27 protein-coding genes and 1 tRNA gene are annotated in these 22,706 nt (G+C 59.3%); 17 read left to right on the forward strand and 11 right to left on the reverse strand.

The features are described from left to right. Window positions 1-24: 24 nt before the first annotated feature. The 5 genes from GJR99_RS02725 (at window position 25) to GJR99_RS02745 (ending at window position 3,600) form a co-directional block, all read left to right on the forward strand. Window positions 25-279: a hypothetical protein gene (locus tag GJR99_RS02725; RefSeq protein WP_151109142.1), complete on the forward strand. Its 255-nt coding sequence runs from the start codon at window positions 25-27 to the stop codon at window positions 277-279. A gap of 83 nt (window positions 280-362) precedes the next feature. Further along, entirely contained in the window at window positions 363-1,148 is a 786-nt protein-coding gene (locus GJR99_RS02730) for a GTP cyclohydrolase III (RefSeq protein WP_151109143.1), read from the forward strand. 3 nt (window positions 1,149-1,151) lie between these two features. After that, entirely contained in the window at window positions 1,152-2,150 is a 999-nt protein-coding gene (locus GJR99_RS02735) for a zinc-dependent alcohol dehydrogenase (RefSeq protein ID WP_151109144.1), read from the forward strand. Between the two features lie 6 nt (window positions 2,151-2,156). Then, entirely contained in the window at window positions 2,157-2,534 is a 378-nt protein-coding gene (locus tag GJR99_RS02740) for a 6-pyruvoyl trahydropterin synthase family protein (RefSeq protein ID WP_151109145.1), read from the forward strand. A 1-nt stretch (window position 2,535) separates the two neighbouring features. Further along, on the forward strand, window positions 2,536-3,600 hold the full coding sequence (locus tag GJR99_RS02745) for a glycosyltransferase family 4 protein (protein WP_151113814.1): 1,065 nt from the start codon (window positions 2,536-2,538) through the stop codon (window positions 3,598-3,600). Between the two features lie 83 nt (window positions 3,601-3,683). On the opposite strand, the gene GJR99_RS02750 is transcribed toward GJR99_RS02745, so the two are convergent. Beyond that, entirely contained in the window at window positions 3,684-4,169 is a 486-nt protein-coding gene (locus GJR99_RS02750; protein ID WP_151109146.1) for a dihydrofolate reductase, read from the reverse strand. A 414-nt stretch (window positions 4,170-4,583) separates the two neighbouring features. Between GJR99_RS02750 and GJR99_RS02755 the strand changes: the two genes are divergently transcribed. After that, on the forward strand, window positions 4,584-5,651 hold the full coding sequence (locus tag GJR99_RS02755) for a hypothetical protein (RefSeq protein WP_151109147.1): 1,068 nt from the start codon (window positions 4,584-4,586) through the stop codon (window positions 5,649-5,651). 94 nt (window positions 5,652-5,745) lie between these two features. Here GJR99_RS02755 and GJR99_RS02760 read toward each other — a convergent pair whose 3' ends face one another. Next, complete coding sequence (locus GJR99_RS02760; RefSeq protein WP_151109148.1) at window positions 5,746-6,129, reverse strand: DUF7522 family protein; 384 nt, start codon at window positions 6,127-6,129, stop codon at window positions 5,746-5,748. Between the two features lie 263 nt (window positions 6,130-6,392). On the opposite strand from GJR99_RS02760, the gene GJR99_RS02765 reads away from it, so the two are divergent. From GJR99_RS02765 to GJR99_RS02780, 5 genes are all read left to right on the forward strand, one after another. Then, window positions 6,393-7,208: a hypothetical protein gene (locus GJR99_RS02765; RefSeq protein ID WP_151109149.1), complete on the forward strand. Its 816-nt coding sequence runs from the start codon at window positions 6,393-6,395 to the stop codon at window positions 7,206-7,208. A 103-nt stretch (window positions 7,209-7,311) separates the two neighbouring features. After that, window positions 7,312-7,467, forward strand: a complete 156-nt coding sequence (locus GJR99_RS17350; RefSeq protein WP_191967056.1) for a hypothetical protein — start codon at window positions 7,312-7,314, stop codon at window positions 7,465-7,467. Window positions 7,468-7,563: 96 nt separating this feature from the next. After that, the gene (locus tag GJR99_RS02770; RefSeq protein ID WP_151109150.1) at window positions 7,564-8,124 is read left to right on the forward strand and encodes a hypothetical protein; all 561 of its coding nucleotides are present in this window, start codon (window positions 7,564-7,566) and stop codon (window positions 8,122-8,124) included. A gap of 156 nt (window positions 8,125-8,280) precedes the next feature. Next, window positions 8,281-8,757, forward strand: coding sequence for an Lrp/AsnC family transcriptional regulator (locus tag GJR99_RS02775; protein ID WP_151109151.1), 477 nt, complete (start codon window positions 8,281-8,283; stop codon window positions 8,755-8,757). 338 nt (window positions 8,758-9,095) lie between these two features. Then, window positions 9,096-9,326, forward strand: coding sequence for a HalOD1 output domain-containing protein (locus GJR99_RS02780; RefSeq protein ID WP_151109152.1), 231 nt, complete (start codon window positions 9,096-9,098; stop codon window positions 9,324-9,326). Window positions 9,327-9,784: 458 nt separating this feature from the next. On the opposite strand, the gene GJR99_RS02785 is transcribed toward GJR99_RS02780, so the two are convergent. From GJR99_RS02785 to GJR99_RS02800, 4 genes are all read right to left on the reverse strand, one after another. Further along, a tRNA-Trp gene (locus tag GJR99_RS02785) sits at window positions 9,785-9,961 on the reverse strand. A gap of 56 nt (window positions 9,962-10,017) precedes the next feature. After that, window positions 10,018-10,245 (reverse strand): DUF5795 family protein, encoded by a 228-nt coding sequence (locus tag GJR99_RS02790; RefSeq protein ID WP_225317589.1) that lies wholly within the window; start codon window positions 10,243-10,245, stop codon window positions 10,018-10,020. A gap of 66 nt (window positions 10,246-10,311) precedes the next feature. Beyond that, window positions 10,312-10,698: a secondary thiamine-phosphate synthase enzyme YjbQ gene (locus GJR99_RS02795; RefSeq protein ID WP_151109153.1), complete on the reverse strand. Its 387-nt coding sequence runs from the start codon at window positions 10,696-10,698 to the stop codon at window positions 10,312-10,314. Window positions 10,699-10,740: 42 nt separating this feature from the next. Further along, the gene (locus GJR99_RS02800; protein ID WP_151113818.1) at window positions 10,741-11,661 is read right to left on the reverse strand and encodes a DUF5794 domain-containing protein; all 921 of its coding nucleotides are present in this window, start codon (window positions 11,659-11,661) and stop codon (window positions 10,741-10,743) included. Window positions 11,662-12,274: 613 nt separating this feature from the next. On the opposite strand from GJR99_RS02800, the gene guaB reads away from it, so the two are divergent. The 4 genes from guaB to GJR99_RS17355 all read left to right on the forward strand — a co-directional run bounded on the left by guaB (window position 12,275) and on the right by GJR99_RS17355 (window position 16,074). After that, window positions 12,275-13,771, forward strand: a complete 1,497-nt coding sequence (gene guaB, locus GJR99_RS02805; protein WP_151109155.1) for an IMP dehydrogenase — start codon at window positions 12,275-12,277, stop codon at window positions 13,769-13,771. A gap of 151 nt (window positions 13,772-13,922) precedes the next feature. After that, a complete protein-coding gene (locus GJR99_RS02810; RefSeq protein ID WP_151109156.1) occupies window positions 13,923-14,996 on the forward strand; it encodes a TrmB family transcriptional regulator in 1,074 nt (357 codons plus the stop codon). A gap of 166 nt (window positions 14,997-15,162) precedes the next feature. Then, window positions 15,163-15,753, forward strand: coding sequence for a HalX domain-containing protein (locus tag GJR99_RS02815; protein ID WP_151109157.1), 591 nt, complete (start codon window positions 15,163-15,165; stop codon window positions 15,751-15,753). Between the two features lie 180 nt (window positions 15,754-15,933). Next, on the forward strand, window positions 15,934-16,074 hold the full coding sequence (locus GJR99_RS17355; RefSeq protein ID WP_191967057.1) for a DUF7503 family protein: 141 nt from the start codon (window positions 15,934-15,936) through the stop codon (window positions 16,072-16,074). Here the strand turns inward: GJR99_RS17355 and GJR99_RS02820 are convergent, their stop codons facing one another. The 5 genes from GJR99_RS02820 to GJR99_RS02840 all read right to left on the reverse strand — a co-directional run bounded on the left by GJR99_RS02820 (window position 16,075) and on the right by GJR99_RS02840 (window position 21,302). Next, window positions 16,075-18,093, reverse strand: a complete 2,019-nt coding sequence (locus GJR99_RS02820; protein ID WP_151113820.1) for a hypothetical protein — start codon at window positions 18,091-18,093, stop codon at window positions 16,075-16,077. A gap of 135 nt (window positions 18,094-18,228) precedes the next feature. Beyond that, on the reverse strand, window positions 18,229-18,936 hold the full coding sequence (locus tag GJR99_RS02825; protein ID WP_151109158.1) for a DUF7504 family protein: 708 nt from the start codon (window positions 18,934-18,936) through the stop codon (window positions 18,229-18,231). 136 nt (window positions 18,937-19,072) lie between these two features. Beyond that, entirely contained in the window at window positions 19,073-19,495 is a 423-nt protein-coding gene (locus GJR99_RS02830) for a universal stress protein (RefSeq protein ID WP_151109159.1), read from the reverse strand. 173 nt (window positions 19,496-19,668) lie between these two features. After that, window positions 19,669-20,820: a pyridoxal phosphate-dependent aminotransferase gene (locus GJR99_RS02835; protein WP_151109160.1), complete on the reverse strand. Its 1,152-nt coding sequence runs from the start codon at window positions 20,818-20,820 to the stop codon at window positions 19,669-19,671. Then, a complete protein-coding gene (locus GJR99_RS02840) occupies window positions 20,817-21,302 on the reverse strand; it encodes an Lrp/AsnC family transcriptional regulator (protein ID WP_151109161.1) in 486 nt (161 codons plus the stop codon). Before GJR99_RS02840 ends, GJR99_RS02835 begins: the two co-directional genes overlap by 4 nt. Window positions 21,303-21,467: 165 nt before the next feature. Between GJR99_RS02840 and GJR99_RS02845 the strand changes: the two genes are divergently transcribed. Both GJR99_RS02845 and GJR99_RS02850 read left to right on the forward strand, forming a co-directional pair. Continuing rightward, window positions 21,468-22,118 carry a PH domain-containing protein gene (locus GJR99_RS02845; RefSeq protein ID WP_151109162.1) on the forward strand — a complete coding sequence of 217 codons (651 nt, stop codon included), beginning with the start codon at window positions 21,468-21,470 and terminating at the stop codon, window positions 22,116-22,118. After that, window positions 22,115-22,645 carry a PH domain-containing protein gene (locus GJR99_RS02850; RefSeq protein WP_151109163.1) on the forward strand — a complete coding sequence of 177 codons (531 nt, stop codon included), beginning with the start codon at window positions 22,115-22,117 and terminating at the stop codon, window positions 22,643-22,645. Before GJR99_RS02845 ends, GJR99_RS02850 begins: the two co-directional genes overlap by 4 nt. Window positions 22,646-22,706: the final 61 nt, after the last annotated feature.

Below are 22,706 nucleotides of genomic sequence, written 5' to 3' on the forward strand. Positions count from 1 at the left end.
TGGCACGGTGTCGTACCTCACTGTATGGGCGTCTCTTCGAAACGACTGGTCGGGTGGTTACGGGGTCCTGCGACTGGAAATAGCGCGATGGGAGTGTACGGATTAGTGACGGCGATGGTCGCACTCTTTTTGACGTACTCGATGGTCGCGACGGTGGTCGTGGTTGTGCCGTTGTTGTCGACGACGACGATTATTCTCGCGACCATCATCGTCTGGGTCGTGATGTGGGCCATCCTCGACGTGCTCGCGAGTCGATATCTCCGAAAGACGCCTACGTAACGCACTCACGACGCCTTCGGTGAGTTCCGGCCGAACCGTCCCAGAACCAAAGAACGATATGTGCTTCGCCCTACCCTCTTACTGTGACGAATACGCAGTTGACGCTCGTCCAGATCGACAACTACGGGCCGTGGACGGTCACACCGGACCCACGACGGGAGATGGACCTCCAGACGCTTCAGTCGCGGTTGTTCGCTGACCTGGCCCAGTTTGTCGGTTCTCGTGACGGATATGTTTTCTTCACTCGTTTCGACAACATGGTTGCGGTCACTAACGGACTGGACCGCGCTGACCACGAACTGCTCCAGGAATCTATCGGCAATCGCTACCCGGTGACGCTCAGTCTCGGTATCGGAGCGGACCGAAATCCTGCAGTCGCGCTCGAACGTGCGACTGACGGTATCCAACGAGCAGGCAGTGCGCAAGACGGGGACCGCCGTGAGGTCCTCTCGGGTGAACCCATCGCGGACGCAGACCGCTCTGCCACCGACCTCCAGATTGCACACTTCGACGTGAACGACGCCACCGGCAAGTACACCGACCGCCTCAACGAGTTCGACACGTTCATCCACATCGAACAGGGCTACGCCTCGCTCATGCGCTACCTCCGGCGCGAGCACGGTGCGCTCTCGTTCTTCGTCGGCGGCGACAACATCATCGCAGTCACCCCTGACCTCTCCGAAGACCAGTACAACGCGGCTATCGACCACGTCGAGGCCGAGGCGGACGTCGAACTCAAAGTCGGCGTCGGCACGGCGAGCAACGCTCACGAAGCAGGCTTCGCCGCCAAACACGCCCTCGAAGACTGCCGTGACTTCGGGACGACTGTCGAGTTCGCAGACGCTTCTATCGAGACCGCACACGACTAACCGATGGAGGGTCGCGCAGTCTACTTCGTCGGTCCGGAAGCCGTCGAAGTCCGTGACTGCGAGGTTCCCGAACCTGGACCCCAGGAGGTTCGCGTGCGGACGCAAACTTCGGCCGTGAGTTCCGGAACCGAGCGACTCGTCTACCGCGGCGAAGCGCCGACCGACCTCCCTTCGGACGTCTCTATCGCCGCGCTCGACGGAGACCTCTCCTTCCCGCTTCGGTACGGATACGCGGCAGTCGGTGAGGTCGAAGCCATCGGTGAATCCGTCGATGCTTCGTGGCGTGGCCGTCGCGTCTTTGGTTTCAACCCACACGAGAGTCAGTTCGTCGCCAGACCGACCGACCTCTATCCGATTCCAGACGACGTCGGCGACGCTCGGGCCGCCTTGTTGCCGACGATGGAGACGGCGCTCAACTTCGTGATGGACGGCAACCCGCGTATCGGCGAACACGTCGTGGTCTTCGGACAGGGTGTCGTCGGCCTCGTGACGACGGCGCTTCTCAGTCAGTTCCCACTCGGGAGTCTCACTGTCGCCGACTGCGTTGCCGAACGGCGCGACCTCGCGCTCGAACTCGGCGCGACGACGGCAGTCCATCCCGACTCACTCGACACCCCTGCAGACGGTGCTGACCTCACTCTCGAACTCTCTGGCAACCCAGACGCACTCGACGACGCACTCGACGTGACGCGATACGCTGGGCGCGTTCTCGTGGGGTCGTGGTACGGGACGAAACCCGCGACACTTGACCTCGGCGGCCAGTTCCATCGCTCTCGAATCAGCATCGAAAGCAGTCAGGTGAGCACTATCGCACCCGACCTCCGAGGCCGATGGGACGCCGACAGACGCTTCTCGCTGGCGTGGGACCATCTGGCCGACCTCCCGCTCGATTCACTCGTCACCCACCGACTTCCAGTCGAGCACGCCTCGCGCGCCTACCAGCTACTCGAAGACGAACCGGACGAAGCCGTCCAAATCCTCTTTACGTATGCGGACTGTTGACAGGTTATGTACCGTCTTTCGGTCCGCAGAGAGATGATAGCCCAGCACTTTCTGACCGTCCCGAATCCTGGACCGGAGGGGGAAATTCACTCGCACGCGTTCACAGTCGAGATAGAACTCTCCGGACCGGAACTCGACCAGTACGGCTATCTCGTCGATATCGACGACGTGAAAGCCGCGTTGGACGCGACGCTGAGTCGCTACCGAGACAAGACGATGAACGACCTCATCGAGTTCCAAGGGAAGAATCCGAGCGTCGAACGACTCGCACACGAGGTGTGTGTCAGATTCGTCGAAGCAGCAACCCTCGAGAACCCCGAGCACATCTCGGTTCGCGTTTGGGAAGACGACGTTGCCAGCGCCACGTACGAGATGGCGCTCTGACGTGCGGGTTGGATTCGTCGTCTACGGACCACTCGACGGACGGTCCGGTGGCTATCGCTACGACCTCGAACTCGTTCGCACGCTCCGGGCCGCGGGCGACGAGGTGACTGTCGTCTCACTCCCTGAACGGCCGTATCGACAGCGATTACGAGACAACGTTACTGCGCACCGTCGCCTCAGCGACCTCGACGTCGACGTTCTCGTCGAAGACGAGTTGTGTCATCCGTCGCTCGCAGGGGTCAACCCACGACTCGACGACGAGACGCCGGTCGTCTCGCTCGTCCACCATCTCCACTCGCGAGAGACCCACACGTCGTGGAGACGGCACGTCAAACAGGCAATCGAGACGCAGTATCTCCACTCGGTCGATGCCTTCGTCTTCAACAGCGAGACGACGCGGGAGACGGTCGCAACGGTGACCGACCCCGAACCGAGCGTCGTCGCCTATCCTGCAGGTGACCGCTTTTCTTCGTTTGGCGCCCCACTGAGCGACGACGAAATACGCTCTCGTGCCGACGACGGGCCACTCCGTGTCGTCTCTGTCGGCAACCTCGAACCGAGAAAGAACGTCGATGGGTTGCTTCGCGCGCTCGCCCGCGTCAGTGGCGACTGGCGACTGACTATCGTCGGAAACGCGGTCGATTCTGCCTACGAGCACTCACTCCGTACGCTCGCAGACGACCTGGGAGTTGCCCAGCGAGTGTCGTTCACGGGGCGACTCCCGGATGCCGACCTCGTGGCGACGCTCCGTGAGTCGCATCTCTTTGCACTCCCATCGCACTACGAGGGGTTCGGTATCGCCGCGCTCGAAGCGATGGGGTTCGGATTACCCGCGCTCGTCTCTACCGAAGGCGGTGCAAGCGAACTCGTGACACACCGCCGGGATGGCTTTCTGGTCGACCCGACGGACGTCTCGGCGATTACCGACGTGATTGCGCCGTTGTGCCGGAATCGAACGCGACTCGTCTCGTACTCGCTGGCCGCACGGGACCGATACACCGAACACGGGACGTGGGACGAGATGGGAAAGACCGTCCGCGACTTTCTCGTGACGTGTGTGGACTGACTCCTTCTCGGACTCTCCCGTCTCGTCCCGTCTCTGTTGTCCCGTCTTCTCTCGTCTCAGGTGTCTTCTCGTCTTCTCTCGTCTCAAGTGTCTGTTCTTCGGACCCACTCTTGCAGTGTGAACCGCTCGTACGGCGTCTCAGATTCGAGTTGCCACTCGTCTGTCTCCCACACGGGATAGAACGTGTCCCCTTCGTACTTGCCAGGGACTCTACTCAGCACCATCCGGTCGAGGTGTGGTTGAAACAGGTCGTAGATAGCGCCACCGCCGATGACGTACGCCGTCTCGGCACCGAGTGATTCTGCGATATCGATGGCGTCCTCGACAGTCCGTGCGTAGTGTGCTGTGTCCACGTCGAACGTCTGTTGGCTTCGACTCAGGACGATTTGGGAACTCCCCGGCAGGTCGTCTCGCATCGAGTCGAACGTCTGGCGACCCATGATTACCGGGTCGTTCGCGATTCGGCCGCGATACTGCTCTTTGTCTTCGGGGATGCTGGGCCACGGAATCTCACCGTCACGGCCGATGACGAAGTTCTCGGAGAGTGCAGCAACAGAGACGAGTTCCATAGGTAGCGTTGTCGGCGCGTCGGGAGAAAGTTGTTGTCCAAGAGGGTGCGAAACGACCCACTGACGGTCCGAGTCCAGGTCTGGGTCCGGGTCCGGGGTCCAGGCCCGAGTTCGAGTTGGACCTGTCGTCTCCACCGTCCGATGGCGTGGACGACACCGTTCGTGCTTCGGACATCGTGGCGCAGATATCTTGTCGGAAATATTGTCTTACAACGAACGTTCTCGAAACCTATCATAATTGGCCTCCTCGTCTGACCTCCCGACAAAGGCCATTTGAAACCAGTTAGCTGTCGATAGTGTACACAAGTAATAATTAAGTTACTGAGAAATTCCGCAACGTGACAATAAAACAATAATTATATTCTGATTGCAAACCATTGGTATATGCCTATCGTATGGTGGGCGGGAGAGAGCATGAAACAGAAATCACTCAACAGGAACGTAACCCGCAGAAGTCTCCTTCGCGGGGCGGCGTCGGCAACACTCTTTGCCGTCGTTGGGACGAGTGCGGCAGGGACTGCAGTAGCGAACAACGAGACCAGCTTCGACCTCATCGCAGGCGGGGGAGACGGAGTCGGTACCAACGTCGGCTCAGTGAAACTCTCGTGCGACGGTTCGAACCTGAGTTTCGCCATCGAGACGACCGGATGGTGGTGTCTCACCGAAACCCACGTCCACGTGGCCGATACCGTCGACGGGGTTCCAACCACTGGCAGCGGAAACCCGATTGTTGGGCACTTCGACCACAACGAGAAACACGACTGTGTGACGACTGTCGGGGATTCGCTCCCGGTGCCTTCGAACGACGGCACAGTCGTCGTCGCGGTTCACGCAGTGGTGGAGACAGTCGACACGCTGGACTACTTCGCACAACAACTTCCATCGTCAGCGACGATTAGCGTCGCCTTCCCAGGAGGTGACAGCTACTTCAACCTCACCGTCAGCGGGGGAACGGTCGTCAACGGACTCTACGACAGTTTCTGTGTCGATACCGACCGAACGATATCGCCTGGTGCGACCTATACAGCACAGGTGTACTCCAGCTACGAATCGCTCCCAGCGGGTCTCATAGAGAACCCACAGAACCTCGACCTGGTCAACTACATCATCAATCAGGGCTGGGTCGGAACGACATCGGCTGGTGGCTATGGCACGTACACCTATGGCGACGTTCAACGAGCTATCTGGACGCTCGTCGATGACGAAGTCAGTGGGGCCGGACTTGGCTCGTGGAACCAGAACCGCGTCAACGAGATTCTCGCGGACACACAGGCCAACGGCGAAGGATTCGTCCCCGGATGTGGTGACTACCTCGCGGTGATATTCGTTCCTGGGAACAACCAGTACATCATCGGACAGGTCGTTGTCGGAACGTTCCCCGTTCCCTGTGAGTACCGCGAAGAGACGGCGTGGGCCAAGGGAACTGAATTCGGCGGCAAGAGCTGGGCGATGTACGTCCAGTACTCGTGCAACAATAGCTAAACACCCCACAGTCGGTCATTTTTGAACGGGATACGATGGTTTCCGGTGAGGGACCCCAGTGGAGGTCTCCAAAGGCAACAGCGGTGGATTGGTGTTAGTTCGCCAGCAGACTCCGGAGTGCCGTCGCGACTTCGTTGAAATCGTGCATCGTGAGTCCGTCTGTCGTCAGGAACACTCCTTTGTCCGGCGTCGTCACTCGCACGAGGAACCCGTTGTCGAAGACGCGAATCGTGAAACGGTAGTTTCCGAGTTCGGACCCGGAGTAGGCGGTGTGCGCGTCGAACCCCCACGACTCGTAATCGACGAACCCAGCGAGGTCTGCGTCCGCTTCGAGGTCAGACCGGAGATATATCTGCTCGTATCTGTCTTTCGTGAAGTACGTAATCGACCGGAGTTGGTCTCCGATGGCCGTCCGACAGGCTGAAACCAATTCTGACTCCCTGGCGTCGTCGATGAGATCTTCCTCTTTAGGTCGCATTGTTCGTCACCACAGAGTAGGTACGCCTCAGCCTGTGCTATCGACTCCTGTGTTTCTCAGTGTGCGAGAACGGTTACCATTCGATAGGTGTGACACACGCACCGCAGCAGTCACCTATCAGTACCAGTATCAGGGAACTCGGTGACGATTCTGACTGTTACTCGTCTGAAGGGGCTTTATGGTAGTCTCTGACTCACGTCATTTCCAGCAACCTACTCCTGAGACCCTGTGTTGCTATATACTTGATTCACAGACTGTTCCGTATGAGCGGTGACCGAGAACAGTTCAACGGAGACGCGAGCGTTCTGTACCAAACCGCAGTCAGAACACCGTTGCCCACCCCAGACGACGAGCGTGTCTTCCACGAAAACATGATGAACGTAGCAGACGCTCGGGAGCAACGGGCAGAGATGCTCGCTGACCCAGACGTCCCGCTACTGGCCGCCTACGAAGCGGAACAAGAGCGCCTCGCCGAGAGTTTCGAACGCCGTCTTCGCCACCTCACGGGCGACGACTACACCGAGGTGGCGATGGCGTACCACGATGGCGAGCGAGACGACCGAATCGGTGCGCTCACGTCGTACTATCTGGAGGCTCTCTGGCGAATCCAACAGCGGACCACCATCTCGGAGATGCTGTTCTTCCCTCTCATCCTTCGATACCCCGATAGTTTCACCGTCAACGTCCGGTTTGCGAGTGGGTACACCACGACAGAATCGGTCTGGTACGAGTCGCCCGAACACATGTCGGAAGAACTCGAAGCGGACCACGCCGACACGTACTACAGCGAGAGTCTGTACTCACAGAAGCAGGCAGCAGCGTACGTCCGACAGACGGCCCAGATTATCCGCGAGGAGTTTCCGGCGCCCGACGAGATGTCGTTCGAAGAACACAAATTCGGCGGCATCGTCTCCGCTGGCGGCCGAAAAGGACCGGTCTTCACGTCGATGCTCGAACGCGTCGAACCAGACCCTGGCCGCTTCGACGAACCAGTCGAGAAACCGACGCTCGTCGAAGCGGGCCTCGAAGCGGTCCAGACGGAACAAGAGTTGCTTCCGGAGAGCGAAGTCGTGCTCTGAGTTGGGTGGACCGAGGGTTCTGTACGCCGGGTAGAGTTGTCGGATGGTCATCAATTTGATTAGCTCACGGAGTGAGCGCCTTCGTACGGAGTGATTTCGGACGATGGCGCAACCATTCGAAATCATCAGCGTTCTCGTGGCACTGGAGTTCGTGGGGATGGCCGCGGTTCTACTTCTACTGGGTCCGCTCGAAGCAGTGGTTTCGGTCGTACCGCTGATGGTGGTGTTGTTAGTTGCATTGCTGGTTTACTGGCGGTGAGACGTTCGTCTTCTAGAGGGACTCGACGAGAATCGCAGTGCAAACATCGGTGTCGCAGACGTTCACCGTGAGATCGCTATTAGAGAGGTGTCGATAATGTCTGAGAAGATGGACGAACCTGCGGACGATGGGAATCCGAGAGCCCGCACCATACTCATCCCATTTCGGCGTCCACTGTGGCAAAACCTCCTCGTCCCCGTCTGTGGCCTCTCTATCTGGGTCGGAGCGTATGCACTGACGTTCGTTCTACTCGGAAACGTGGACATCGCGGCCGGAACCGCGAACGAAGCGATAGCAGCACGTCGACACGCACGCATCGCTGCGACGTTCGTGATGTGCGTCTACTTCGCGGTCGCAACTGGGTTCGGTTTCGGGTGGCCGATGCTCAACTTCGTCTTCCCACTCTTTCTGCCAGCGTTGCTCCCCAACTCTGCGTACGTCCTCTTCAGTGGCCCCGTTCCGGAAGACATCTTCACGACTGGTGAGTATAGCCACCTGAAGGTCGGAACTGCTCACGCACAGTGGTTCGCAGATTTCGTCTGGGTCGGCGTCGCTGCCGCCGTGGGATTGATTGGGACGCTCGTTATCTTCGAGCGAGTGTATCTCACGACGTACGAACGAAAGAAGGCGTTCCTCGACCGATTACCCAAATTTTGAGTCCGTTCGTGGGCAGGCCCGCGATTCTGCTGCTATCGGTGGCGCTCGAGGAAGTGGTGTCGGTCGTGACGACGTCTCAACACCATCGACGCTCGTGTTCGCTGGAACGGTCTCGCTGGGGGCGGAATTATGTCATCAGTCGCCCTCCTGAAGTGTATGAGCGACGTTTCCTTAGACAAGATTGACCGGGGAATCCTGTTCGTCCTGCAGCGTGACGCTCGCAACGTCGCGATTGCCGAGATTGCAGAGGAGGTCAACGTCTCGGCCAGCACCGTCAGGAACCGTATCAAGGCGCTGGAGGAGTCTGAAATCATCCAGGGCTACTTCCCGAAAATCGACTACGAGCGGGCGAACTACCCGCTCCACGTGATGTTCGTCTCTACCGCACCTGCGGAGGAGCGAGACGAACTCGCCCAGAGCGCCATCGAGTGTCATGGCGTCGTGGACGTCCGGGAGATGCTGACGAGCATGCAGAACATCTACGTCGAGGTCGTGGCGATCGACACCCGCGACCTGACCGAAATTACGAACGAACTCTCCAGGCTCGGTCTCGAAATTGTCTCTTCGGAGATTATTACGAATCACTACGTCCGACCGTGGGCCAAGTTCGAGTTCGAGACGGACGAAGAATAATTCGTCCGAACTGTCGAACGTCTCTCGGCCGGTGTGAGTTTCACACCAAATAGAGTCCGAGAACCGTGTTCCTCGAAATCGGACCAGGACGACGGGACGTATCCATCGGCCAATTACGACAGCGATGTAACTGATATATTGGCAAGTTAGTCGTAGGATGGTGTGAAATGAGCAGAACTACTGGGCAGAATTGCAATTTCCACACGGCGGGTGTCCAAAGACAGGCCGACACCAGACAAAATTAATAATTTGGCAGTTTGTCAACTCAAAAGCCAATATAACCGCAATAAATACCAGTATTAGTAATATTTATGCAAATCAAAGCCCAATTATCTGGTATGCCCGCGGAAAAGGTTCCGCTCAGTATTGCCGTTGTCGAAGCGGTCGCAGATGCCCAACGTCTTGACCCACTCAACCTTCCTGCACCCCTCACCGACGCCGTCGATCCTGATGCACTGGACGCCCTGTTTCGGAATGGAACCGGCCACGTCTCCTTCGACTATTGTGGGAATAAGGTCACTGCCGGAGCAGATGGTTCCGTCGAAGTTACCCCGCTGAAGGAAGTCTGACGACCGAATTCAGTGACTCGGTGTGGTCATCGTAGCCGAACGGAACCTCTGTTCGTGACGTCGTAGTCTGCTCCGCGAAGCACGTGGTCTGCACTCTCCGGTTCGTCTACGCCGTCATTGACGAAGTGACGAGCCATCACACACTTGTTGTATGTCCCGAAGTTGCACTTCGAGCACCGCCACATCTCACCTTTTTCGAGTTCGTACTGCAGTCTCGTCTCGTCGAGGATTCGCTGCACCGGTAGTTTCGGTGAGTCTATATCGACACCGCCGCCGTTCGGGGCGTGCTCCTCGCCGTCGTGGTCGATGCTGGCCTCTGATATTCGCGGGGGCCGGAGGGATTTGAACCTCGGTCGCTGACGCTCCCTGGTTCAAATCCTCCGTTGGCAACTTTACACAGACTCACGCCGTCCGCGAGCGACGGAGCGCTCGCTATGTGGGTGAGTTCTGAGAGAAAATGGGGCCGGAGGGATTTGAACCCCCGATCGACTGATATCTCCGGTGGGCACCTCGGAACTCCAGAGGGTCGTCAACACGACCGATGATCAGTCGGCCGCTCAGTATATCAGCTGGAGTGTCGTCCCGGGCGCCAAGCCTCTGGAGTCAGTCGCCATGCCGGGCTTGGCCACAGCCCCGATTCGTTCTATCTGCACTCTCTCGTATGGCGATTTTTCTTAAAGGGGTTTCGATTCTACTCGTCCCGGTCGTCGTCCGCCCAGTCGCACTCTTGGCACTTGTAGGCGGTGACGAACTCGGTCACACTCGGCATGTAGCCGACCTGAATGACGTTTTCTCCACACTCGGGACAGTCGAAGTCGGCGTCTGTTATCGCCTCGGCTTCGAGTGGGCGTTCTCCCTCGACGAGTTCGGCGAGCGTCTCGGGCGTCACCATCCGACCTTGCACGACGCGGTTGCTCATACTCGGACGAACCTCCCCGAGTAACGTAAGCCCTGCGTCAGCGACAGACCGAACGCGGCGACCGAACTACGTCGTCGCCACGGTCACGGTTCGCGTCCGCGGCCCATCGCATTCGACGAGGAGGACCGACTGCCAGCGACCGAGGTCCAACTCGCCGCCGACCACCGGAATCGAGATACCGTTGCCGACGAGGAGTGCGCGGAGATGTGAATCCGCGTTCCCATCCAACTCGTCGTGTCGCCAGCCATCGTCCGAGACGGACTGTGTGAGCATCGATTCGATATCGTCGAGGAGTCGTGATTCGGCTTCGTTGACGCAGACGCCGGTCGTCGTGTGTCGAGAGAAGACGGTACACACGCCGTCGTAGTCGTCGGGAAGCACCGCTGCGACGTGGTCAGTCACGTCGAGTACCTGGAGACGGCGCTCGGTACGAACGTCGAAGGTAGCACGCATGTGACGAACTTCGTCACAGAGCGAGAAAAGTTCAGCCGACGATTACAGCCACGGGGCGCGGGAACCGTCTTCACCGGGGTAGCCGTAGCCCGGTTCCGAGGCGTCGTCGCCCGTCTCCTGTGGGGAGTCGTAGTCGTCGTCGCCGACGTCGTGGTCGTCGACAGCCGAATCGACAGCGTCCTCGTTCGTGATGTCGTCGCCGCCGTCCGCGACGGCCCCGGAGGCCATCGAATCACCGGGTTCGGGACCGTCGGTGACGGTCAGGTCGTCGAACTCGACGTCGTCCTCGTTCGCTCCAGCGGGGTCGAACGCGAACAGCGCCGTGACGCCGAGGACGCCGAGGGCGACAGGGGCCTTCGTCGGCATGAGGCCCAGCACGTCGAGTGCGAGCATGCCGAGGGCGACAGAACTCCCGAAGCGGAACAGGTCGATGTCGACCGACCCGCGCAGGCGAGGCGCGAACAGCGCGACGGACCCAGCGAAGGCGACGCCGGTTCCGGCCGCCGCACCGGCACTGAGGAGTCGCGTCATGTCGGGGTTGACGATGAGTTCTGCGCCCGAGGGGTCGAAACTCGCCACGAGGCCGAGACCGATGATGACGCTCGGCGAGGGGAGATACTCACCGACCTTCGAGGACGCCGTCTTCGCCGCGATGGCGAGGATGACGAGTCCAGCGAAGCGGTGGAACACTTCGAAGTTCAGGAGCGTCTCGATGGTCTCTGCGACAGCGGCCTCTGCGACGGCCACTGGAATGAGGAGTGCACCCAGCAGGAGGATGGACGTGAGTTGCTCGCGGCGCGTGCCGTCCATCTCTGCGAGGATGACTGCGACAGTCGCAGAGCCACCGAAGATGAGCAGTCCGGTCTGGAGGATGCCCGTGATAGATGGGTCGCCCGCCGCAGTAGTCAACGCTCCTGCGATGATGAGCGCGGGGAAGATACCATCGACGAGGGGCAGACCCATAACCGTCGCCAACAAGCGGGTGGCACCACCGACCTGTTGCTCGAGACGAAGGGCGACTGGATGACGTGAGACACTCATTCGATGTTACTGGCCTTCACCATGGCCCAAGCGGCGATATGGACGCAATTCAGACAGTGGCGAACGAAGGTGTCGCACAGTGGGTCCTTTTGGTCCGATATTGAACTCCCGTTTAAATGTCAGCCACATCTGTGTAAAGAGAATGCCGGAGTCGGTGGTCAGTTGACCGGCAATACGCGATGCAGCGGGACACGTGGAGTCCATACACGATAGATTTAGGACAGGAGTATTAAACGTTGTGTGGGATACGACCGCATGGGACACGAGTATCAGTGGACCCAACTTAAAAAGGAGCTACAATTCGTAGATTATTCCCTCTTTTCAGCTACGATACTATAGTACAAGTTCGTGAATATGGTGATTATTCACGAGGGTCTTGCGCCCTGCTAGATAGTAACAGAGACACACAGTCGGCGATTCACTACACTGCGCATACCTATCCACAACTATGTATATCTCGCCAGTGTGTTTGCGATACATCAACACGCCCGTGCTATCTCGCAACCCTTTTGTCGTCCCCGGAACCACGCTTGATATGGCGAACGACGTTCCTGACCGAGAACCTTTCTCTGAGAAGCTTCGGGTACCCGAATCCCTCACGTTCGACGACGTACTGCTCCGACCGATGGAGAGTCGTGTCGAACCCGACGACGCAAACGTTTCGACGCGCGTCTCGAAGAATGTCCAACTCAACATCCCGATTCTCTCTGCGGCGATGGACACCGTCACCGAGAGTGGGATGGCAATCGGGATGGCCCGTGAAGGTGGCCTCGGCGTCCTCCACCGCAACATGGACGCAGAGATGATGGTCCACGAGATAGAACGCGTCAAGCGTGCCGACGAACTCGTCATCCGGCGCGAAGACGTGGTGACGGCCAAACCAGGCCAGACCATCAGCGACGTCGACGAGATGATGGAGCGTGCCGGTGTCTCCGGTGCCCCCGTCGTCGACGACGACGACATCGTCCTCGGAATCATCTCTGGCACCGACATCCGCCCGTACCTCGAAGTCGGTGAGTCCGACGAGGTCAGCGAAGCGATGACGGACGAGGTCATCACGGCCACGCGCGACGTGAGCGCCCGTGAAGCCCTCGAGCTCATGTACGACCACAAGATCGAGCGCGTTCCAATCGTCGACGAGGACAACCACCTCGTCGGTCTCGTGACGATGCAGGGCATCCTCCAGCGTCGTGAACACGAGAACGCCGCCCGCGACGAAGACGGCCGCCTCGTCTGTGGTGTCGCAGTCGGTCCGTTCGACCGAGACCGTGCCCAGAAGGCCGACGAGGCCGGTGCCGACGTCATCTTCATCGACTGCGCCCACGCGCACAACCTCAACGTCATCGACACCGCCCGCGAAATCAAGGAGACCGTCGAAGCCGACGTCGTCGTCGGAAACGTCGGCACGCGCGAGGCCGCAGAAGAGCTCGTCGACTTCGCAGACGGCATCAAGGTCGGTATCGGTCCCGGCTCCATCTGTACGACTCGCGTCGTCTCCGGGTCCGGTATGCCGCAGATTTCCGCCGTCGCCGAAGTCGCAGACGTCGCATCCGAATACGACATCCCCGTCATCGCCGACGGTGGCATCCGCTACTCCGGTGACGCCATCAAGGCCATCGCTGCCGGCGCAGACGCCGTCATGCTCGGGTCGTTCTTCGCAGGTACCGACGAAGCGCCCGGCCGTGTCATCACGATGAACGGCAAGAAGTACAAGCAGTACCGCGGCATGGGGTCCGTCGGTGCAATGCGCTCCGGCGGTGCCGACCGCTACCTCAAAGACGACGACGAAGACGAAGAGTACGTTCCCGAAGGTGTCGAGGCTGCGACGCCGTACAAAGGGTCGCTCGCGTCCGAACTCCACCAACTCGTCGGCGGGATGCAGTCCGGGATGGGCTACGTCGGCGCAGAGACGATTCCGGAAGTCAAAGAGCGCGCCAAGTTCGTCCGCGTCTCGTCGGCCGGCCAGACCGAAGGTCACCCCCACGACGTGATGATTACCGACGAAGCGCCGAACTACAGCCCGAGCGAGTAACCTCGGAACGCCCGTTCGCTTTTTCGACCGTCGAACGCAGTTCTCCACTCACAGACGAATCTCTCACGTTCGTACCCGTTCGAGAGGGCTTCTACAGACTCGAGAATATAGGGATAATTAATAGGGACGTATGTTGTGAGTCTATTAAGCGATGGATACTGCGGAGCTCCGCACTGCACTTCGGAACGCAGGGTTATCTCAATACCAGTCTGAGGCGTATGTAGCCCTCCTCCAGTTGGGTGCTGCGAGTGCAACTGAACTGGCCGACGCGTGTGCCGTCCCGACAGCACGAATCTACGACGTGCTTCGGGACCTCGAATCGAAAGGCTACATAGAGACGTACGAACAGGACAATCTTCACGCACGGGCGTGCGACCCGAAATCCGTGATGGAGGCGCTCAAAAGCCGGGCCGCCCAACTCGACGAAGCGGCAGGTGAAATCGAGTCACGGTGGGAGGAACCGGCGGTCGACCGTCACATGTTGAGTATCGTAAAACGGTTCGAGACGGTGTTCAACCGCACGAAAGAACTGATTCGAGACGCGAAGAGTGAGGTCCAACTCTCGGCGACCCCCGAGCAGTTCGAAGCCCTTCGCCCGTCCCTCATGGAGGCGTACGAGAACGGGGCACTGATAAAAGTCTCACTCCACCCGGAACACGAAGAGGAGATAACGGACGTCGACGAGGCACAGTTTCGGGGTGCTGCATCAGAGGTTAGACACCGCACGCTTCCGACGCCGTTCGTGGCGATTATCGACCGAACCGGCGCGTGTTTCGCTCCACACGCCGACTCGGTGAACCAGTACGGCGTCCTCGTCGACGACTACACGCTCACGTACGTCTTCCACTGGTACTTCCAGACCGCACTGTGGGAGGTCTGGGACGTCGTCTACTCCGCACAAACTACCGAACCACCCATCGCCTACACCGACATTCGGCACTTCGTTCAGGATGTAGAGCCACTTCTCCAGGACGGAAAACGCGTCATCACGCACGTCGATGGTGTCGAGACAGACAACCGCGAACCGGTAGAGGTTGTCGGCGAGTTGACAGACATTCACTACACTGCCGTCTCCGCGCCGAAGGACACGCTGTCGTTTTCCGAACTCGCCGGACAGGTGTGCTTAACAGTCGAATCAGAAGGCGAGACGCTCACTATCGGCGGATGGGGTGCGTTGTTGGAGGAGATAGAAGCGAACCGAATCACCATCGAGTCGATTTCGTAAGTAATCACCGGACCAAAACATTCCGCTTTGCCGGAATGTATAACAACACCGCCTTCTCATATCTGATGTAAGGCGGGAGCCGGGCACACTCAACAAGAGGTATTTTGATATACCACCACACGACATTCAGTTTCGTGAGTGTTCCCGGAACACCACCACACTACCAATGAGTGCAGAACAGCCCCTAGTTCTCATCGTCGAAGATGAGCCCGACCTCGCCGATCTGTACGCAACCTGGCTTAGGGATGACTATCGCGTTCGTGTCGCCTACGGCGGCCGAGAGGCACTCGACGAGCTCGACGACGAGGTTGACGTTGTTCTCCTCGACCGTCGGATGCCCGACCTCTCGGGCGACGAGGCGCTCACCGAGATTCGAAACCGCGGCTTCGACTGCCGTGTTGCGATGGTGACTGCTGTCGAACCGGACTTCGACATCATCGCCATGGGCTTCGACGATTATCTCGTCAAGCCCGTTTCTCGCGAAGCGCTGACCGATACAGTCTCTAATCTCATCTTGCGAAACGCCTACGACGTGGGAATTCAAGACCTGTTCTCGCTCGCCTCGAAGAAGGCGCTCCTCGAGTCCGAAAAAGACGAAGCGACACTCGAAGACAACGAGGAGTACCAGGCGCTCACCGAGAAGCTTTCCGAACTGCGAGGTGAACTCGACGACACACTGGGTCAACTCGACGAGAGTAAGGGGCTCTCTGCAGTCTACCGCGACATCGGTGACACCACCGAAGCCGACGAATCCTGACCAAGCTGTTTTCGCTCCGGGAACGCTGTTTTCGCGTCTACTAGCTGAATTCTCTCTCGAGGAGCCTCTATACAGTACAGTTCGAATTTCTTACAGCTGCATCTCTGTTAATTAAGTTTATTTCATGACAGAGTTACACGAAAATTTATATCTTGCAGTCGCTCCTCGAACCAAGTGCACATGTCCGAAGAATCCAACGCGATGGTTTCGTACCTTCGTCAGAACCCCCGTATGATGGGCGTCCTGTTCACCCTCACTCTCCTGCTCTCGCAAGCAGGAAGTGTCGCTGCCGGAAATTCGACCTACATCTACGGTCCGTAATCACGAGAGAAATTCGTCGTTCCAGTAGACTGTATCGTCGTAGACGACCGGAATCTGTTCTAACAAGAGGAAATCCTTGAGTTCTGCCTCAGAGAAGCCAGTCTCCGTGACCTGCTGAGAGCCGAGATGATATTTTTGTTGACCGGGGAATGCAGGGCTGACCAACGAGCCAGGTCCACAGCGGGACGTCGGATACGTCCTGTAGGTCAGGTCGTACGTATCAGAATCGACCCGGTCTACTTTGCAGAGTATCGCGAAGCCACTTTCGGCCTGTACGACCGAGAGGCTCCCATCCCCGACGACGGCGTATTCGTGGCCAACGTCGCTATACTCTCGGACGAGGTGCAGCGACGTCTGCAGGGGGAACCCGCGATTGAGGTAGCGTGCAATCGTTCTTCCAGCGCTCACAGCCTTACTGTTGATGACCTCACTGAGCGTGACGATGCCGCTGATGCCACCGGCTTCGACGAGTGCGAGACCCTGGTCGTACGATTGGCACGCGTTGAGGAAGAACGCACCAGTGCCGACGTGGTCGAGCGTCTCTGCGTCGACTTTTCCATCACGACACTGGAATCCTTCGTCGTCGATGTGGCCGATGTAGTGGAGGAAGTCGGTCGGTTCCGCGAGTATCTCGCGGAGTTCCGCTCGACTGAGGTTGTAGTGTGCATCCACCTCGAACGAGAGTCCGTTCCGTGACCCGTAGACGTCGTCGACGATGTCGCTCTCTTCGAGCATCCGTGGGTCGTTACAGACGACGGTGATGGCGATGTCGCCCGTCGTTGGTTCGCGCTTGAGTCGGTTGCGGTAGGCAGTGGGCGTCGTCTTACTCGCGCCGACCGGCGTGCCGTCACTAATCCACGCATGCTCGACCGAATCCGTCGACCGTGGCCGGACGTACGTCTCGTTCGGTGACGTCGCGCCCGCACTCCGGACGATGTCGTCCCGGAGGAAGTTGTCGACGACGCTGGCCTGTACTTCCGAATGTGGTATCTCGGTCCCCGACGGCGTCCGCACGACGGCGAGGTCGTTCGTCACGAACGGCAGGAGTTCGATGTTATCCGACTGTGGTGCGACGTGCGTCGTCAACTTCCACTCGGGGATGATGTCGGCGATATGCTCGTACGGCACGTCGAAGTACGCGTCCAGTTGCTCGCTGAGGGTGGCGTCGTACAGCGCCGGGGCGTCGATGCTGGTCCGTGACTCGACAGTCTGTCGCTCGTGAAGGTCGACATCGTAGATGCCCTCGGTTCGAACGACGCAATCGAGGAAGAAGGTTCGCTTGAGGGCGCGAGCGACGCTCTCTTCGAACCCGTGTGGGCCGTCGAACTCGTGGACGAACCCACCTTCGGTGACGAGTCTCGGAGACTCTGCAGGGACGAGCGTCGCACCGAGATAGTACGCCAGCGGTGTCGCCACGAAGATGTGGCGGAGCGTCGGCGGGAGTTCGATACGGACACCCGTATCGGGGACGTTGAGGCCCTCCGGAATGTGGAGTTCGTCGCCGAGTTCGAGGAGCGGGGGGTGACCGCGGAGTGTCGGATACGACCGCTCGACACTCGTCGTCTTGAGTGCCGAACTGAACACGGAGACGGCACGCATCACGTCGAGTGGGTCTTCAGTCGTGGTCACTGTCGTCGCAGGACTCTCGTGAGACGACCGTGCACCGACGAACACCGTCTGCGTCTCGTCGAACGAGAGGACGGTTTGGAGCGGCTGTGCATCGACTTCGAATGGTCCCTCGACTTCGAGATACGTTTTAACCGGTCCAAACAGCTCTATACTGTACGTTCCCGTGTCGAATCGCTCTGCACCCTGCTGGGCAATTTGCGCGAGCATCGAGCCAGTTTCGTCCCGGACGCCGACGAACGTGTTCGCAGCAACTCCGATTTCGTCGGTCACGATTCGAACCGCGGCGTCGGTCGGGAACGCAAAACGTTGGTCGTGCGCCGGTCCGGGTTCGACCGGCGACGGGGTCTGCAAGAGAAACTGGTGACGTTCGACGTTGTCACGGACGACCAAGCCAGTTCCATCTGACGGGAGTGAAAACCCGACTTCGAGTGTAGAGGACTCGGGAGACGGTGCGCTCTGCCCGGACTGATCCATTGTGTGTACGTGACACGATTAGAGGTAAAAAACGTATTGGTCAACTGAAATTCAGTCTTCCAAGGGGAACCAACCGGACGAGACGTCGATGTCTCGGAGGTGCCAGCGCTGTCGGGCACTGGGTCCATCGACGTCTAACTCGACGATGGCATCGAACAACGGGGTGAGCATCCTGTTTATCTCGTCGTCTCTGTCACCGGGCGACCAGACGTGAATCATCCCTTTCTGTGCACGGACGTGGGAAGTCATCACGTGCAGGAAGCGGAACACTTCCTCTGTCTCGTAGTTCTCGAGGAGCGCTGGGAGCGTATCGAACGCCACGCGAAGTTCGGCAGGAGAAAGGCCGTCGGCCAGCCTGTCGTACTCGTCGATATCTTCTGCAATCTCGGCACCGAGTCGCCCGACCCCCCCGTTGACGCGGCGTTCGTACGCCGACTGTATCGGGGCCCCTCCGGACGCCACAGCGGCCGCACTTCGTTCGAGCGTCGTATACCGAATCACGCGCGTCCACTCTGGGGAGCGATTAATCGAGGGGTGGAGTCGAGTGTCGACGGAAGCAGATTCGTTCAGCACGGCGAGTCGTCGACGTGGCTCTGCCGGGGCACCGAGCATCTGTTTCGACGCTCGAGAGTAGAGCTCTCTCGGAACCGAACCGACGACGAGGAGTGCACTTCCGCGTCGCTTGAGGTCGTCCAGCCGAAGCTGGAACGAGGACGTATTCTCAGCGGCGGAGGTGTCCGTATCTCCTCTCGAAACCATTCGTCTCCATGGACGAAACCATATTTAATAATACTTTGCGTGTTGGGTGTGTATAATATGTCACAGTTTGTCATGGTTTTCTCTGTTCGAGGCGGAAACGCCCTCTCGGTGGTGAATTCGTCCGTTTGAGTGCTCACTACTCGGCATGAATCGTCAGTACCGGCACCGACGCGGTGCGCACGACGCGCTCTGTGACACTCCCGAGGAGAACGCGCTCGACGCCGGTCCGACCATGCGTCGCCATCACGATGACGTCGATGTCGTTGTCGGTAGCGTAGTCGACAATTGCTTCGTACGGGACACCCCGAATCACGTCTCCGACTGCCTCGACACCGCGTTCTTCGGCGCGGGCGACGATATCGCCGACGTGGCGGTTGCCTTCCTCTTCGAGCGTTTCGAGTATCGTCCCGCCCATGACGCTGACGCTGTCACGCGTGTCGTCTGCGACGAACAGCACGTGCACCGTCGAGTCGTACCGTTCTGCGAGGCCGAACGCGTGCGAAAGCGCCTGTTCACCTGCCGAACTGCCATCGACTGGAAGCAGAATATCGCCGTACATACTGAGATATTCGTGCCCGTCGAGTGTGAATACTTCGCACAGTGAAAGACAGGAGTGTCGGACAGTACCAGCAGTGAAAGATAGAAGTGACGGACAGTATCAGCAGTGAAAGACAGGAATGACGGGGATATCAGCAGAGAATGACAGGAGTGACGGACGGAATCGGGTGTCGATTACCCGTTTACGTACGCTTCGATTCGGTCCATCGCTTCGCGGAGTTCTCGCATACTCGTCGCGTACGAGACACGGAGGTGACCCTCGCCACCCTCTCCGAAGACGCTCCCCGGCACCAGTGCGACGTTCTGTGCTTCCAGCAGGCCTTCGGCGAACGCCTCGTCGTCGCCGTCTGGAACCTCGGGGAAGACGTAGAACGCACCTTTCGCCTCGAAGCAGTCCATCCCCATCTCTCTGAATCGAGAGATGACGAACCGTCGTCGCCGGTCGTACTCACGACGCATCTCTTCGACTTCGTCGTCACACGACCGCAACGCTTCGATCGCCGCGTACTGTGCCGTCGTCGGGGCGGAGAGCATCCCGTACTGGTGAATCTTGTTCATCGCGTCGATAGCCTCCGGTGGCCCCATCGCGTAGCCAAGACGCAGTCCAGTCATGGCGTACGCCTTCGAAAACCCGTTGAACACGACGGTTCGCTCGCGCATTCCCGGATGCGTCACGATAGACGCGTGTGAATCTTCGTACCGAAGGTCGGCGTATATCTCGTCTGAGAAGACGACGAGGTCGTGTTCCTCGACGAACTCCGCGACGGCAGCGAGTTCGTCTTCGGTCATCACCGCACCCGTCGGGTTGTTCGGATAACAGAGTACGAGGACGTCCGCCTCGTCGGCACCGGCCGCTTCCAGCGCTTCGGGCGTGAGTTTGAACTCGTCTTCGGCGGACGTCGGAACCGGAAGTGGGTCTCCACCGGCGAAGAGAGCCCCCGGCGTGTACGAGATGTACGACGGTTGTGGAATCGCAACGACGTCGCCATCTTCGACGAACGCGCGGAACGCGAGGTCGACGGCCTCACTGGCACCCGTCGTGACGAGAATCTCGCTGTCGGGGTCGTACTCCTGGCCGTAGCGTGTGACGCGCTCGGAGATGGCCTCGCGGAGTTCGCGCATCCCACGGTTCGACGTGTACGAGGTCTTTCCGCGTTCGAGCGAGTCGATAGCAGCGGTCCGGGCCGCCCACGGCGCAGAGAAGTCGGGTTCGCCGACGCCGAGTGAGATGACGTCGTCCATCTCTTCGGCGAGTTCGAAGAAGCGCCGAATACCGGATGGTGGAACCTGTTCGACGCGGTCGGCGACGTGGTCTCCGATGGTCATGGCGACACAGAGAGACGGTCGTCGTCGTCACCGTCACCGAGTTCGATACCCTCCTCCTTGTACGAGTCCATCACGAAGTGGGTGACTGTCTTCGTGACTTCGGGGAGTGGGGCGATACGCTCGGAGATGAACTTCGAGATTCCCTGCATCGAGTCGCCTTCGACTTCGATGAAAAAGTCGTAATCTCCGGAGACGAGTCGAAGGGTTCCGACCTCCGGAAACCGCGCGATGCGGCGGGCAATCTGGTCGTATCCGGTATCACGGTCGAGTTCGACGTCGACTTCGACCTGTGCGCGGACGACTTCCTCGTCGACTTTGTTCCAGTCGACGACCGCTTGATAGCCGCGGACGACCCCGTCGTCTTCCAGTTCTTCGAGCGCTGCTGCCACTGCATCGGCATCTGCGCCCAGTTGTCGGGCCATGTCGTCTACACTCTCTCGAGCGTCGCGACGCAGCAAGTCGAGCAGTGACTGCTTGTCCATGAGAGATGGGTTGCGGGCATCATTGAAATGGTTTGCTCAACCGGGAGGTGTTGTCAGTGAGGTGAACCACTGCTCACGTACCGGACCGACCGCTGTTCTGTCCTGGAAACTGCGGCCTTCCCTCTGTCGGAAAACTATTACAACACGGCCAGAGTGGTGACGGACATGGATACTGAAATCGACGTTGCCGATTTCGATTGGCTCACACTCGACACCGACGAAGAGGTGCGCTGGGCCGACACGCCACATCCCTACAGTCTGGTTCCCGTCCTCGTCATCGGCATCCCGCTGTCGCTGTTCGTCGTCGGGATTCCACTCCTCGTCGCGGGCTATCTCTCGTTCAAGAATACGAACTACGTCGTCACCTCAGACGCCCTCTACAAGAAGACGGGCGTCCTCTCGCGGAACGTCCAGCGAATCGAGTTCGACAAGGTACAGGACACGTCCTACAGTCAGACGTTCCTCGGAGCCCAGTTCGGATACGGGTCTGTGAACATCAGCACTGCCGGTGGCAGCGGTATCGAGATGAGTTTCGATAGCGTGGCGGACCCACAGACGTTGCAGTCGCTCGTCAACGAACGAATCAAGCAACGCAGCGGACGAGCCACAGAATCCGACGGCAAGGCGGCCGTCCTCGACGACATCCTCGCCGAACTCCGCGCGATTCGAGCGGCAGTCGAAGGCGGTACCGAGTCACGGGTGAGCACGAGCGGGGACGACACCGCAGAGACGGTGGGCGCACAGTCGGACGGGACGACACGTCAGACCGACGAGGCCGACTTCGACTTCGACACGTCGGTGACCGACGACCGATGAGTATCGACGACTGGATGGCACGCGGGGTCGACGAAGTCGTCGTCTGGGAGGGACGACCACGTATCCAGACGATTCTCCCTGCTGTCGTCGTTGGGGTGGTCGTCCTCGCCGGCGCTGTCGCCGTCGCGTTCGCAGTGGACCAACCCCTCGTCGGAGTGGTTGGCCTCGTCGGAGTAGCCATCCCTCTCCTGGCGTACGCTCGTGTCACCAACACGCGATTCGCCGTGACCGACAGGGCACTCTACCGAAAGACGGGCATCCTCTCGCGGACCGTCCAACGCGTCTCGTTAGACCGCGTGCAGAACAGCACGTTCTCACAGGGACTCACGGGGTCGATGTTCGACTACGGAACTGTCTCCGTCGAAGCGGCCGGTGGCGGTGGGATTCAGTTCGAGGACGTGAACGACCCGCGGGAGGTTCGGAGCGTAATCGACCGCCGACTCGGAGACGAGACACTCCCTGGGACCGTCGAACAGTGGACCGCCGTCCTCGACGAAGTTCGCGCGCTTCGAACGACACTGGAGTAGTCTGAATTGTGCGGCCAGATAGTCAGAACCGCGCGGCCAGATAGTCGGAACCGCGCGGCCA

The sequence above is a fragment of the Haloferax marinum genome (assembly GCF_009674625.1).
GTDB classification, from domain to species: domain Archaea; phylum Halobacteriota; class Halobacteria; order Halobacteriales; family Haloferacaceae; genus Haloferax; species Haloferax marinum.

Excerpts from the sequence above, each read along its gene's own strand:
- GJR99_RS02725 (WP_151109142.1), top strand. The coding sequence starts at position 25 with ATGGGCGTCTCTTCGAAACGACTGGTCGGGTGGTTACGGGGTCCTGCG.
- GJR99_RS02735 (WP_151109144.1), top strand. The coding sequence starts at position 1,152 with ATGGAGGGTCGCGCAGTCTACTTCGTCGGTCCGGAAGCCGTCGAAGTC.
- GJR99_RS02740 (WP_151109145.1), top strand. The coding sequence starts at position 2,157 with ATGTACCGTCTTTCGGTCCGCAGAGAGATGATAGCCCAGCACTTTCTG.
- GJR99_RS02750 (WP_151109146.1), bottom strand. The coding sequence starts at position 4,169 with ATGGAACTCGTCTCTGTTGCTGCACTCTCCGAGAACTTCGTCATCGGC.
- GJR99_RS02755 (WP_151109147.1), top strand. The coding sequence starts at position 4,584 with ATGAAACAGAAATCACTCAACAGGAACGTAACCCGCAGAAGTCTCCTT.
- GJR99_RS02760 (WP_151109148.1), bottom strand. The coding sequence starts at position 6,129 with ATGCGACCTAAAGAGGAAGATCTCATCGACGACGCCAGGGAGTCAGAA.
- GJR99_RS02765 (WP_151109149.1), top strand. The coding sequence starts at position 6,393 with ATGAGCGGTGACCGAGAACAGTTCAACGGAGACGCGAGCGTTCTGTAC.
- GJR99_RS17350 (WP_191967056.1), top strand. The coding sequence starts at position 7,312 with ATGGCGCAACCATTCGAAATCATCAGCGTTCTCGTGGCACTGGAGTTC.
- GJR99_RS02770 (WP_151109150.1), top strand. The coding sequence starts at position 7,564 with ATGTCTGAGAAGATGGACGAACCTGCGGACGATGGGAATCCGAGAGCC.
- GJR99_RS02775 (WP_151109151.1), top strand. The coding sequence starts at position 8,281 with ATGAGCGACGTTTCCTTAGACAAGATTGACCGGGGAATCCTGTTCGTC.
- GJR99_RS02780 (WP_151109152.1), top strand. The coding sequence starts at position 9,096 with ATGCCCGCGGAAAAGGTTCCGCTCAGTATTGCCGTTGTCGAAGCGGTC.
- GJR99_RS02790 (WP_225317589.1), bottom strand. The coding sequence starts at position 10,245 with ATGAGCAACCGCGTCGTGCAAGGTCGGATGGTGACGCCCGAGACGCTC.
- GJR99_RS02795 (WP_151109153.1), bottom strand. The coding sequence starts at position 10,698 with ATGCGTGCTACCTTCGACGTTCGTACCGAGCGCCGTCTCCAGGTACTC.
- GJR99_RS02800 (WP_151113818.1), bottom strand. The coding sequence starts at position 11,661 with ATGGGTCTGCCCCTCGTCGATGGTATCTTCCCCGCGCTCATCATCGCA.
- guaB (WP_151109155.1), top strand. The coding sequence starts at position 12,275 with ATGGCGAACGACGTTCCTGACCGAGAACCTTTCTCTGAGAAGCTTCGG.
- GJR99_RS02810 (WP_151109156.1), top strand. The coding sequence starts at position 13,923 with ATGGATACTGCGGAGCTCCGCACTGCACTTCGGAACGCAGGGTTATCT.
- GJR99_RS02815 (WP_151109157.1), top strand. The coding sequence starts at position 15,163 with ATGAGTGCAGAACAGCCCCTAGTTCTCATCGTCGAAGATGAGCCCGAC.
- GJR99_RS17355 (WP_191967057.1), top strand. The coding sequence starts at position 15,934 with ATGTCCGAAGAATCCAACGCGATGGTTTCGTACCTTCGTCAGAACCCC.
- GJR99_RS02825 (WP_151109158.1), bottom strand. The coding sequence starts at position 18,936 with ATGGTTTCGAGAGGAGATACGGACACCTCCGCCGCTGAGAATACGTCC.
- GJR99_RS02830 (WP_151109159.1), bottom strand. The coding sequence starts at position 19,495 with ATGTACGGCGATATTCTGCTTCCAGTCGATGGCAGTTCGGCAGGTGAA.
- GJR99_RS02835 (WP_151109160.1), bottom strand. The coding sequence starts at position 20,820 with ATGACCATCGGAGACCACGTCGCCGACCGCGTCGAACAGGTTCCACCA.
- GJR99_RS02840 (WP_151109161.1), bottom strand. The coding sequence starts at position 21,302 with ATGGACAAGCAGTCACTGCTCGACTTGCTGCGTCGCGACGCTCGAGAG.
- GJR99_RS02845 (WP_151109162.1), top strand. The coding sequence starts at position 21,468 with ATGGATACTGAAATCGACGTTGCCGATTTCGATTGGCTCACACTCGAC.
- GJR99_RS02850 (WP_151109163.1), top strand. The coding sequence starts at position 22,115 with ATGAGTATCGACGACTGGATGGCACGCGGGGTCGACGAAGTCGTCGTC.